Here is an 11,716-nt window from a genome sequence, read left to right on the forward strand (position 1 = left end):
GCCCCGAAACTGATCGCGGCCGACGTTCATATCCAGTAGGCCGCAGCACCTCAATTAAGCTGAGTATTTACATCAGGATTAAGGCGGGATGCTTGTCGTTTTCTGGGGGGATTTGAAGCTTATTGGCTTCTCGCACAGTTTTGCGCTGGTCATTTTGACGGAAGACTGGTGCGTCAGCCTTTACGTCGGCCGATCCGTGCAAGCTGCATGACCGGAAGGATGCCGATGACGACGATCGCCAATGCCGCGATTGATGCCTCCTCATAGGTGCCGCGTGCCGCTTCACCATAAAGATGTGTCGCGAAAGTCTCAAAATTGAGCGGCCGCAACAGGAGGGTGGCCGGAAGTTCCTTGACGCAATCGACGAAGATCAGCAATGCCGCCGCCGCAAGCGATGCCTTCGAAAGCGGCAGATGAATCTGACGGAATGTCTGCGTCGCGGTTCTTCCCAGCGTTCGCGAGGCGTGATCGAAAGATTGAGGGATGCGGCTCAACCCGGCATCGACGCCACCAGCGGCAATGGTGAGGAAACGTGCTGAATAGGCGTAGAGCAGGGCAGCACCGCTACCGATGAAGATGAGACCGGTGGATATGCCGAACCATTCACGCATGGTCTGGTCGACAAACCGGTCGAAGCCGCCGAGCGCAATCAGCACGCCAATGGCGATGACCGTGCCGGGGGCAGCATAACCCACGGTGGAGAGGCGATAGGACCAGAGCGAGAGGCGCCCCGGTGCAAGCCGCATCGCATAAGCGACAGCAAGGCCTAGCACGAGGGTGATCGCCGTCGCCAGCCCGGCGAAGACGATGGTGTTCACGGCCTCCTCGGTGAAACGGGACGACAGGCCGCTGAAGCGGAACCGCTTCCATGCCTCGATGACGAGATAGCTCGCCGGCGCCACAAAGCCGATCAAGACCGGCAGGCTACCAAGCGCAAAGGCGCCGCAGGCTTTCAGGCCGGTGAGCCGCACCGGCTCCAGTTCCCTGCTTTTCTGTGCAGACGCCGAATAACGCTGTTTGCGTCGCGCCCAACGTTCGAATGCCACGAGGGCGACCACGATGAAAAGCATGGAAAGCGCGATCTGTGCCGCACCCGGCAGGTCCGATTTCGTGACCCAGGTGGTGTAGACCGAAACGGTGAGCGTGCGGACACCAAGAAATTCCGACGCGCCGATATCGTTCAGCGCTTCCATCAGGGCAAGGCTGATGCCGACCGCCACGGCGGGGCGTGCCAACGGCACGGCAACCTTGAAGAACGCCGCCCCCTGGAAACGCCGAGCGTGCGGGCCGCTTCCAGCAGGTTGCCCGCCTGCGTCAGGAACATGGCGCGAACGGGAATGTAGACGTAAGGAAACAGCACGAAACCGAGCAGGATGATGCAACCCGTCATCGATCTTATATCCGGCAGGCGAAACTCCCGCGGGCTGGAATAACCGAGCAGCCAGCGGATTGCCCCCTGCACCGGCCCGATCGGATGAAGAATATCCAGATAGGCGTAAGCGACGATATAGGTGGGCATGGCGAGCGGCAGGAGCAGCGCCCATTCCAATATCCTGCGGCCCGGGAAATCATAAGCGGTGACCAGCCAGGCGCCAGAGGTGCCAACGACACCAGCCAGAAGACCGACACCGGCGAGAAGGACCACAGTGTCCGGCAAGGCCGTCAAAAGAACGCTCGCCCCCAGATGCGCCCACAGGCCTTCCGAACCTTGAACGGCCTGCGAGACGAGCGCCAGAACCGGCACCAGGGCGCCACAGACCGCAGCCACAGACAGGCACAGCCACCAGAAGGAGGATGAAAACCTTGGTCTCGTGCGGGGCATCAATGGCTGGACGGCGTCTGGAATCATGAGCTTCTTGAAAATACAGGGAAAGGCGCCCGCGGCTGCGAGCGCCTTTCACCTTGTTGTTGCCAATTGGCCTTTACTGGTCGAAACCGACCTTGTCGACCAGCTCGCTCGCCTGTTTGCGATGCGACACGATTTCCGTCAGCGACTTGTTGTCGATCTTCAGGTCACCGAAGGAAGCAACGATCTCGTTGAGCGCCGCACCCTGCCTGACCGGATATTCGAAGTTGGCTTCGGCATAAATCTTCTGGGCGTCGTCCGAAACGAGGTATTCCAGAAGCTTGACGGCTTCGGCCTTGTTCGGAGCGTTCTTGGCAATGGCTGCGCCGCTGATGTTGACCTGCGTGCCACCGTTCTTGAATGTCGGCAGAACCACCTTGATGGCTTCAGCCCACTTCACCTGCTCCTCACCGCCCTTGCCCGAACGCATCAGGCCGACATAATAGGAGTTGGCAATGCCGATATCGCAAATGCCGCCGAGGATGTCCTTGGCAACGTCACGGTCGCCGCCGCCTGCCTTGCGGGCCAGGTTCTCCTTGACGCCGGCAAGCCACTTTTCGGTGTCGGCCGCGCCATAGTGGGCGATGTAATCGGCAAAGAGCGCCGTGTTATAGGGATGCTGGCCGGAGCGAATGCAAACCTTGCCCTTCCACTTTGCATCCGCGAGGTCTTCATAGTTGAAGGATGCGAGGTCGAGATCCTTAGCTGCATAAACAATACGGGCGCGCATGGAGAGCGCGAACCAGTGGCCCTTGGCGTCGCGAAGCTCAGCGGGGATGGCCTTGCTCAGGGTTTCGGATTCGACGGCCTGGGTAACGCCCTTTTCGGCGAGGTCGACAAGGTTGCCAGCATCCACGGTCATCAGAACGTCGGCAGGCGAGCTTGCGCCTTCGCTCAGAACGCGCTCTGCGAGGCCATCCTTGAGGAACACGGTGTTGACCTTGACGCCGCTGGAAGCCGTAAAGGATTCGAGCAGGGGCTGGATCAGGGCCGGCTCTCTGGTGGTGTAGATGTTCAGCTCGGCGGCGCTGACAGATCCGGCTGCAAAAGCAACGGTGCTGGCAAGCAGGGCAAGTTTCGTCATGTTTTGTCTCCCTCTTCGATGGCGAATGTCGAGGGAGCAATCATCATACATGATGTATTAAATCAAGTTTTATTTCGCCATTTTCAGACGGCTTCGATCACCAAGAGTTGAAAATGTGGCGGTAATAAACAGTCAAATCCGCCCGTTCAACTTCAAGTAAATATCAGCACCCCCTTGGGATCGATGCCGAAACGCACGGCCGTGGTCTTGGCGGGCGTACGTTGCATCGTCCTGACGCGTAGATCCGCCGGCAGGCCGGGCACGGCTATGCCGAGCTGTTCGATCTCGCCTAGGAAAACGCGGCTCGATATTTCGCCGGCAATCCCGTCTTTCGCGGCATTGTCCTCGATGATCGAAATCGCATTGGGGCGAACATAGGCGATGGCGGCAAGTCCTTCCGCCAGACCGGACGCATCACCCAGAGGCCCGAGCGGCGTTTCGACGCGCCCGTGCCTCACCCGGCCTTCGATCTTGTTGAAGGCGCAGAAAAAATCGGCGGCATAGCGGCTCTGGGGGTTGTCGTGGATTTCGTAACCCGTGCCACTCTGTACGATACGCCCACGCTGCATCAGCACCACACGGTCTCCGGCGGAAAGCGCCTCCTCCGGATCATGGGTGACCATGATCGCCGTCGTGCCCAGTTGCCGCAGAAGGCCCAGCGTTTCCTCGCGTACACTGTCGCGCAATCCCCGGTCCAGATTGGAAAAGGGTTCGTCCATCAACAGCAGGCCGGGTTGCGGCGCAAGGGCGCGGGCAAGCGCCACGCGCTGCTGCTCCCCACCCGAAAGCGTGTGCGGGTAGCGCTTGGCTAACTCTTGCAGATGGACGTGTTCGATCATCTCCGCAGCACGGCGGCGGGCTTCAGCTTTCGGCAGGGATCTCAGGCCGAACATCACATTCTGCTCGACGGTGAGATGCGGGAAAAGCGCATAGTCCTGGAAGACAAAGCCGATATTGCGTTTTTCCGGCTCGACGAAACCAGCCGAACCGGCAACGACGGCGCCATTTAAGGAAACGCTGCCATGATCCGGCGTCTCCACGCCCGCGACGATGCGCAGCAGGGTCGACTTTCCACAGCCCGACCGTCCCACCAGGCAAATGATTTCGCCGCGTTCCACGGTCAGATCGATATCGGACAATACATCCGTATCACCGAATCTCTTCCCAACCGATTTTAGTTCCAGCGCTGCGCTGCCTGCCATTTCCAATCCTGCCCTGCTTTGCGAATTATGTTGATCGCTCAAATCAGGATTAAAGTCAAAAAGGGCGGGAAAACAGGTTTCCATTCACGAGGCCGCGAGATGTTGGGCAGGAATATTGACGTTTACGTTAGAGTTAAATAGGCTTTGCCGATACGATGGACGTCAACGGATTAGACGTCTATCATTCGTCACCGGGGAGCGGAGGAGTAGTCGATCCGGTGACGCCACATGCGGTTCCCTCAATCCGGCCATTACGCCGGCTGATTGCGGGGCCTCATGACGATCAGGCAGCCTAAAGCGCCCTTCATGCGTTCCGTCGAACGCGCGGCGCATAGAAGACTCTGGGAGGAGAAGCATGAGTGAATTGTCCCTGGGACATCCGGAAAATGTCAGTGTCCAGAAACGCTGGCTGGCGTCCTATCCGCCGGGTGTGCCTTCCGAGATCCCCGCATCCGCCTATACTTCCCTTGTCGAACTTCTCGAAAAGAGCTGCGCGCAATTTGCCGACAGGAAAGCCTTTTCCAGCATGGGAAAGTCCCTGACTTACAGGGAACTGGATATTGAAACCCGCGCCGTGGCCGCCTGGCTGCAATCCAGAGGGCTGGAAAAAGGCGACCGGGTTGCGGTGATGATGCCGAATATCCTGCAAAACCCCGTCGCGGTGTACGGAATCCTGCGGGCAGGCATGATCGTGGTCAACGTCAATCCGCTCTATACGCCGCGCGAACTGGAACACCAGCTGAAGGATTCTGGGGCAAAGGCGCTTTTCGTGCTGGAGAACTTCGCCCATGTGGCGCAGCAGGCGGTGCCGAAAACCGCCGTCAGACATGTGGTCGTCGCGGCCATGGGCGATCTCCTCGGCCTCAAGGGACATATCGTCAATCTTGTGGTTCGCAAGGTCAAGAAGCTTGTGCCCGCCTATGCCATCCCCGGCTCGATCAGCTTCAAGGCCATGCTGAAGGAAGGTCAGGGATTTTCCTTAAAGCCGATCAGCCTCACGGCGCAGGACATTGCCTTCCTGCAATATACCGGTGGAACGACGGGCATTTCCAAAGGCGCGATCCTCACCCACGCCAATCTTCTGGCCAACAAGGCCCAGATCAGCCTGTGGCTGGACGCCGCTTTCAGCGGACGCAAGGATCGTCCAGAGGTTCTCAATTTCATCTGCGCGCTGCCGCTCTGCCATATCTTCGCGCTGACGGTGAATTCGCTGATGGGCATTGCGCTTGGCGGCCACAACCTGCTGATCGCCAACCCGCGCGATATTCCCGGCTTCGTAAAAGAGTTGTCGCATTATCAGCCGCATATTTTCCCCGGTATCAACACGCTGTTCAACGCGATGATGAACAATGAGGACTTCCGCAAGCTGGACCTGTCGTCGCTGATCCTCGTTCTCGGCGGCGGCATGGCGGTGCAAAGGCCGGTGGCCGAACGCTGGCTCTCGATGGTTGGTTGCCCGATCGCCGAAGGTTACGGACTGTCGGAAACCTCGCCCGTCGCCACCGTCAACCGGCTCGACGCCACGGAATTCAGCGGCACCATCGGCCTGCCGATTTCCTCGACGGAAATCGATATCCGCGACGAAGAAGGCAACAGCCTGCCCTCCGGCGAAGTCGGCGAGATCTGCATTCGCGGGCCGCAGGTCATGGCCGGCTATTGGCAGAGGCCGGATGAAACCGCCAAAGCCATGACGGCGGACGGCTTCTTCCGTTCCGGCGATATGGGTTTCATGGATGATCGCGGTTACACCAAGATCGTCGACCGCAAGAAGGACATGATCCTCGTTTCCGGTTTCAACGTCTATCCGAACGAGATTGAGGAAGTGGCCGCCAGCCATCCCGGCGTGCTGGAATGCGCAGCAATCGGGGTTCCGGATGAACATTCCGGCGAGACCGTCAAGCTCTTCGTCGTCAAGAAGGACCAGTCGCTGACGGAGGCGGAACTTAAGGCCTTCTGCGCCAAGAACCTGACCAACTACAAACGGCCGAAGATCATCGAGTTCCGAACCGAGCTGCCGAAATCGAATGTCGGCAAGATTTTGCGGCGCGAATTGCGCAATCTGAACTGATTGTCTCAGGCAATGGGGAGAGCCGGGCGACCGGCTCTTTTCTTTTATCCCCGCCCCTTTCTTTTATCGAAGTCGCCTTGATTTGGCCGCCTGAAAAAGAATAGTTTCCTCATCCTTCCACGGAAGCCGAGGAGCACAAGATGCAGGCCACCATCGAAAAACTGAAAGCAACGGCAAGCAGCACAGCCGCAACCGATCTGCGCGCCGCTTTTGCGGCCGACGACAAACGATTCAGCCGTTTCAGCGCCAAATTCGATGACCTGCTGATGGATTATTCCAAATGCGCTGTTAACGAGGAGATCGTGACGCTTCTCGAGAAGCTCGCACGCGATGGCGGCGTCGAAGCCAAGCGCGAAGAGATGTTCTCAGGCAAGGCCATCAACTTCACCGAAGACCGCGCCGTGCTGCACACCGCACTGCGCAACCGCTCCAACACGCCGGTTCTCGTTGACGGCAAAGATGTGATGCCGGATGTGAACGCCGTTCTGACGGCCATGGGCAAGTTTGCCGACGCCGTCCGCTCCGGTTCGCTGAAAGGTGCAACCGGCAAGAAGATCACCGACATCATCAATATCGGCATTGGCGGCTCCGATCTCGGCCCCGTCATGGCCACGCTGGCGCTTGCGCCTTTCCATGATGGTCCGCGTGCGCACTTCGTCTCCAACATCGATGGCGCGCATATTGCCGACACGCTGAAGCTCGTTGATCCCGAGACCTCGCTCTTCATCGTCGCGTCGAAGACCTTCACCACCATCGAAACGATGACGAATGCCGCCACCGCGCGCCGTTTCATCGCCGAAAAGCTGGGTGAAGACGCTGTAAAGCACCATTTCGCTGCCGTTTCGACAGCATTGGAAAAGGTCGCCGCCTTCGGCATTGAAAGCGACCGCATCTTCGGTTTCTGGGACTGGGTTGGCGGACGTTATTCGATCTGGTCGGCCATCGGCCTGCCGCTGATGCTCGCCATCGGTCCGGACAATTTCGGCAAGTTTCTGGATGGCGCGCATGCGATGGATAAGCATTTCCGCGAAGCGCCGATCCGTGAAAACCTGCCGATGCTGCTCGGCCTCATCGGTTTTTATCACCGCAATGTGCTGAACTATTCCACGCGGGCCCTTCTGCCCTATGACCAGCGGCTGTCGCGTTTCCCCGCTTATCTGCAGCAGCTCGACATGGAATCGAACGGCAAGGGCGTAACCATCGATGGCACGCCTGTCGAAGGCCAGTCCGGCCCGGTCGTCTGGGGCGAACCCGGCACCAACGGCCAGCACGCCTTCTACCAGCTCATCCACCAGGGCACGAGCGTCATTCCGGCGGAATTCATGATTGCCGCCAACGGTTTCGAACCCGAACTGCGCCATCAGCACCAGCTTCTCATCGCCAATTGCCTGGCGCAGTCGGAAGCCCTGATGAAGGGGCGCACGCTTGCCGAAGCGAAAGCCCAGCTCACCTCCAAGGGCATGGAAGACAAACTTGCCGATTTCATTGCGCCGCACCGCGTTTTCACCGGCAACCGTCCGTCCATCACCTTCGTCTACGACAAGCTGACGCCGTTTGCGCTTGGCCGTCTGATCGCGCTTTACGAGCACCGCGTCTTCGTGGAAGGCGTGCTGTTCCGCATCAACTCCTTCGACCAGTGGGGCGTGGAGCTTGGCAAGGAACTGGCGACTGGCCTGCTTCCCGTCGTTGAAGGCAAGGAAAGTGCGGCCGGCCATGACAGCTCGACGCAGGGTCTGGTGAAAGCGCTGTCGGGGCTGGCGGGATAACTCCCTCTTACCCGCGATCTTGCGAAAGCCGGAAGGAAACTTCCGGCTTTTTCCGTTCAGTACCGATGAAATGGCGAATTGGAGGCGCACATGCCGTACCGGCCGGGCAAGGATTTTCTGGAGTTTCACGATCTGCCTGCGGATGTAGTCCTGTCGATCATCGACCGCGCGGGAAGTCTGGCGGAGGAGTGGTCAAAAGCTGCAACGCCACAGCTCCTCAAGGGAAAACGCGTCGGGCTGATCGTCGACGACACCGGCTGGCGCAACACCGCGGCCTTCGATCTCGGTATTCAGGCGATGGGCGGCATTTGCGTTACCGTTCCGATCAGCTTCAATGGCCGTGAAGAAATTGCCGATCTGGCGGGCTATCTCGACAACTGGTTCGATCTTGTGATTAGCCGCACGAAAGAACTCTCGACCCTTCGGGCGCTTGCAGCCGAAATGCGCGCGCCGGTCATCAACGCACGGACCAAGTCCAATCATCCATGCGAGACGCTTGGCGATCTGGCCTACATCAAAAGCGTGAGAGGCCGGATAGACGGTCTCAAAGTCGTCGGCGTGGCACCAGATGCCAATATTTTGCGCTCATGGGTCGAGGCCTCGATTTCCCTGCCCCTTCAGGTCACGCAGGTTTACCCCGATCAATGGCATGTCACCGATGCTGCGCTCATCAACCCGAACTTCCGGGCAAGTTCGGATATGGCAGAGTTGCTGGATGCGGATGTGGTCATTACCGATTCCTGGCCCGCCGGCTCGGATCATCATCTGATCGATTATCGCATATCTGCATCCCTTCTCGACAGGATGCGGCCCGACGTGATCTTTTTGCCCTGCCCGCCGGTCACCCGTGGGCAGGAGGTGACGGCAGACGCCATGGCGCACCCGGCCTGTCACAGCCGGGCTGCGAAGGCGTTTCTTCTGCATGCCCAGAATGCCTTGATGGAATTTCTTCTTACCTGAGACACGGCGTCGGCCTCAAATATACAGCGCCGCCATTTTGCGCCATGCGCCCGCCCGATGCGCACGTCCTTCCCAGACATGCAACTGATGTCCCACCTGCTTCTCCGAAAGCACCCGGCTCAGATGATGGTTATTGTCCAGAAAAGGATCGGCATCGCCGATGGTGAAAACCATGTCGATACGGCGCAGGCTTTCGAGCCGCGAGCCGCAGTCAAGGCCGGGCAGGAAATGGCTCGGCATGTGGAAATAGATGTCATCATCATAATAGCCGTCGAACAGGTCGCCGAAGGATTCCACCTTCATCGTCAGGTCATAACGGCCGGAAAAGGCGACGAGCTTGCGAAACAGATGCGGATGACGAAAGACGAGACTGGCGGCCTGAAACGCGCCAAGGCTGCAACCCTGCACGATGGTATCGCCATGCGGGTTCTTCTGCGCCATCAGCGGCAGCACTTCATTCAGAATATAATCTTCGAAGGCAGCATGGCGGCGAATTCGCTCGGCCGGGTGCTGCCAGGTCGCATATAAAGTCTCTCTGGCCAGCCCCTCGATGCAATAGAGTTGAAGGTGACCGGCCTCCACTTTATCGGCGAGACTACCGACAAGGCCCAGTTCCTCGTATTCGAAGAAACGACCGTCCCGGGTGGGAAACATCAGCACCTTGGCGCCAGAATGACCGAATATTAACAGCTCCATATCGCGATGAAGCCTTTGACTATACCAACGGAGATATTCGCGTTTCATGGCACCTTGAAAAACTGTCTGACCTTGTCCTTGTGGACCGCATCTTGGGATGCGCTGTCAGCGTATTCGAAATGTCCCGCGTCTAGGATGAAGATTTCATTAAATTTTGATTGCGGCAGGGCATTGGCCACCGCGAACTGGCAAGGTGGCGCCACTGCCGGATCGAAAAGCGCAGGCGCGACCAGCATCGGTACTTTTATACGCGAGGCCGCACAGGCGGCGTCGAACAGGCGCAGCATTTCGAGCACGTTCGCATGGGACTTCTGATAGGTCTGCACCGCATCCGCGCTGCCGACGGTGGGCAACGTCAGCCAGAACGGCCGATGCCCGAATGTCGGCACCACCAGATGGCCCCGGTCGATGCGGCTATCGAAGGGTATCGCCAGAGCCCCGATGCCGCCGCCGAAGCTGATGCCGCTATATCCCACCTGCCCTTCCAGCCATGGGTAGAGCGTCACGAGCGTGGAGACGGCGATCCACAGATCATCGACACAGCCGCCGATGATGTAATCATCCTTCCTGTCGATGTTATAGAGGACGTGAAGGGCGGGATCAGACGAAATCGGCGGACAGGCGCTCAGCGAAAGCCCGCGAAAGCAGGGAAACAGTACCGCTGTTTCTTCTACCGGCACATCGAAATCCGGCTCTCCGCGTCCACCGTAACCGTGACCGACGACGAGACCGCGACGCACCTGTCCCTCACGCGGCAGAAGCATCCATCCGCCGATGCGAAAGCCATCGGTGGAGTTGTAGGTAATATCGAGGACATGCCAGCGGGGATGGCTGAGCTTGCTCTTGCGCAGCACCGGCCTCGGATCCGTGGCGAGCGCGCGGCGATAACGCTTCTTCCAGAAATCATCGAAGCCGGGCGGGGCCTCAGGCGGAGTGATGGCCAGCAACTGCTCGCGTTGCATGCCGTAGATCGGGTCGAAATCGAAAGGATGGGTTGTCGGAACGCTCATGCGATGCTTGTTTCGTGAAAAACCGGCGGACACAAGCTTCTTGATATCCAAATACCGGTTTTTTACGGCATCGATGAGCGTGACGGGCAACCAGCCACCTGTTCGAAGACGGCTCAAGCGCCCTGCTTACAATCCGATTTCATGCGCGAAGGGCGGATTTGCGCCAGCTCGCGAGACGGTGACCGCAGCAGCCTTCGCGCCGAGCGCCAAAGCCTTCCTGATCTGCTCTTCCGTCAGAGAGGCAACCTGCTCCTTGGTCAGAAGGCCCTGCATTTTCAGCGAGGCGAGAACGCCGGCGTCGAATGTATCACCCGCACCGACCGTATCGACCACTTCCACCCGCTCGGAAGCCACTTCCACCTTGAAATTGGCGCTGTAACCAACGGCACCCTTGGCACCGCGGGTGACGACGACGAGTTTTGCGCCATGATGCAGCCAGTGGCGGGCGAGCGTCTCTTCATCGCCTTCCACTCCGAACCATTCGAGGTCCTCGTCGGAGAATTTTACGATATCAGACTTCGCCGCCATACGCAGGATGCGGGCCATATGCGCCCGCTTGTCCTTGATAAAACCGGGGCGGATATTCGGATCGAGCGAGATGACGCGGCTTTCGTGCTCGCGCATCAGCAGCGCCTCATAGGTGCTGCCGCAGGGCTCCGGAATGAGGCTGATGGCACCGAAATGCAGCGCCTCGCAATCCGCACCAAGTGCCGGAAGCTCGGCCTCGGTAATCATCCGGCCGGCGGTATTCTCGTCATAAAAGGCATAGGTGGCATGGCCATCGACGAGCTTGACGAAGGCGATGGTGGTCGGCCGCGAAAGCGTTGCGCAATAGCTGAAATCCACATTGCTCGCCCGCAGGGTTGTCCGCAGGATATCGCCCATCATGTCGTCGGAAAGACCCGTGAAGAATGCGGACGGGACGCCGAGACGGCCAAGCGCAATCGCCGTGTTGAAGACCGCTCCACCTGCATAGGGGGCAAAACCAGCCTCACCCAGCGTCGTCTGCCGGGGCAGCATGTCGATCAGGGCTTCACCACAACACAGGATCATTACGGTCCTCCTCAAACAGCAAATCAAATGG

At 58.9% G+C, this 11,716-nt stretch carries 8 protein-coding genes and 1 pseudogene; 3 read left to right on the forward strand and 6 right to left on the reverse strand.

Going from position 1 to position 11,716, the window contains the following annotated elements; all coding sequences use genetic code 11:
- Positions 1 to 173: 173 nt before the first annotated feature.
- From RBH10_RS20660 to RBH10_RS20670, 3 genes and pseudogenes are all read right to left on the reverse strand, one after another.
- A pseudogene (locus RBH10_RS20660) lies at positions 174 to 1,849 on the reverse strand (ABC transporter permease).
- Positions 1,850 to 1,922: 73 nt separating this feature from the next.
- Entirely contained in the window at positions 1,923 to 2,930 is a 1,008-nt protein-coding gene (locus RBH10_RS20665) for an extracellular solute-binding protein (RefSeq protein ID WP_045015192.1), read from the reverse strand.
- A gap of 152 nt (positions 2,931 to 3,082) precedes the next feature.
- Complete coding sequence (locus RBH10_RS20670; RefSeq protein ID WP_281038082.1) at positions 3,083 to 4,132, reverse strand: ABC transporter ATP-binding protein; 1,050 nt, start codon at positions 4,130 to 4,132, stop codon at positions 3,083 to 3,085.
- Positions 4,133 to 4,487: 355 nt separating this feature from the next.
- Between RBH10_RS20670 and RBH10_RS20675 the strand changes: the two genes are divergently transcribed.
- The 3 genes from RBH10_RS20675 (at position 4,488) to RBH10_RS20685 (ending at position 8,926) form a co-directional block, all read left to right on the forward strand.
- Positions 4,488 to 6,200 carry a long-chain fatty acid--CoA ligase gene (locus RBH10_RS20675; protein WP_281038081.1) on the forward strand — a complete coding sequence of 571 codons (1,713 nt, stop codon included), beginning with the start codon at positions 4,488 to 4,490 and terminating at the stop codon, positions 6,198 to 6,200.
- 140 nt (positions 6,201 to 6,340) lie between these two features.
- Positions 6,341 to 7,966, forward strand: a complete 1,626-nt coding sequence (gene pgi, locus RBH10_RS20680) for a glucose-6-phosphate isomerase (RefSeq protein WP_281038080.1) — start codon at positions 6,341 to 6,343, stop codon at positions 7,964 to 7,966.
- Positions 7,967 to 8,056: 90 nt separating this feature from the next.
- Positions 8,057 to 8,926 carry an ornithine carbamoyltransferase gene (locus RBH10_RS20685; protein WP_281038079.1) on the forward strand — a complete coding sequence of 290 codons (870 nt, stop codon included), beginning with the start codon at positions 8,057 to 8,059 and terminating at the stop codon, positions 8,924 to 8,926.
- A 15-nt stretch (positions 8,927 to 8,941) separates the two neighbouring features.
- On the opposite strand, the gene RBH10_RS20690 is transcribed toward RBH10_RS20685, so the two are convergent.
- From RBH10_RS20690 to RBH10_RS20700, 3 genes are all read right to left on the reverse strand, one after another.
- The gene (locus RBH10_RS20690; RefSeq protein WP_281038078.1) at positions 8,942 to 9,670 is read right to left on the reverse strand and encodes an esterase family protein; all 729 of its coding nucleotides are present in this window, start codon (positions 9,668 to 9,670) and stop codon (positions 8,942 to 8,944) included.
- Positions 9,667 to 10,632, reverse strand: a complete 966-nt coding sequence (locus tag RBH10_RS20695; protein ID WP_281038077.1) for an acetylxylan esterase — start codon at positions 10,630 to 10,632, stop codon at positions 9,667 to 9,669. The genes RBH10_RS20690 and RBH10_RS20695 overlap by 4 nt, the downstream gene beginning before the upstream one ends.
- A 126-nt stretch (positions 10,633 to 10,758) precedes the next feature.
- Positions 10,759 to 11,685, reverse strand: a complete 927-nt coding sequence (locus RBH10_RS20700) for a carbohydrate kinase (protein WP_281038076.1) — start codon at positions 11,683 to 11,685, stop codon at positions 10,759 to 10,761.
- Positions 11,686 to 11,716 lie beyond the last annotated feature (31 nt).

It is taken from the genome of Rhizobium sp. AN73, assembly GCF_030757975.1.
Classification (GTDB): domain Bacteria; phylum Pseudomonadota; class Alphaproteobacteria; order Rhizobiales; family Rhizobiaceae; genus Agrobacterium; species Agrobacterium arsenijevicii.

Coding starts and splice junctions, on each gene's coding strand:
- RBH10_RS20665 (WP_045015192.1), bottom strand. CDS start 2,930: ATGACGAAACTTGCCCTGCTTGCCAGCACCGTTGCTTTTGCAGCCGGA.
- pgi (WP_281038080.1), top strand. CDS start 6,341: ATGCAGGCCACCATCGAAAAACTGAAAGCAACGGCAAGCAGCACAGCC.
- RBH10_RS20700 (WP_281038076.1), bottom strand. CDS start 11,685: ATGATCCTGTGTTGTGGTGAAGCCCTGATCGACATGCTGCCCCGGCAG.
- RBH10_RS20685 (WP_281038079.1), top strand. CDS start 8,057: ATGCCGTACCGGCCGGGCAAGGATTTTCTGGAGTTTCACGATCTGCCT.
- RBH10_RS20670 (WP_281038082.1), bottom strand. CDS start 4,132: ATGGCAGGCAGCGCAGCGCTGGAACTAAAATCGGTTGGGAAGAGATTC.
- RBH10_RS20690 (WP_281038078.1), bottom strand. CDS start 9,670: ATGAAACGCGAATATCTCCGTTGGTATAGTCAAAGGCTTCATCGCGAT.
- RBH10_RS20695 (WP_281038077.1), bottom strand. CDS start 10,632: ATGAGCGTTCCGACAACCCATCCTTTCGATTTCGACCCGATCTACGGC.
- RBH10_RS20675 (WP_281038081.1), top strand. CDS start 4,488: ATGAGTGAATTGTCCCTGGGACATCCGGAAAATGTCAGTGTCCAGAAA.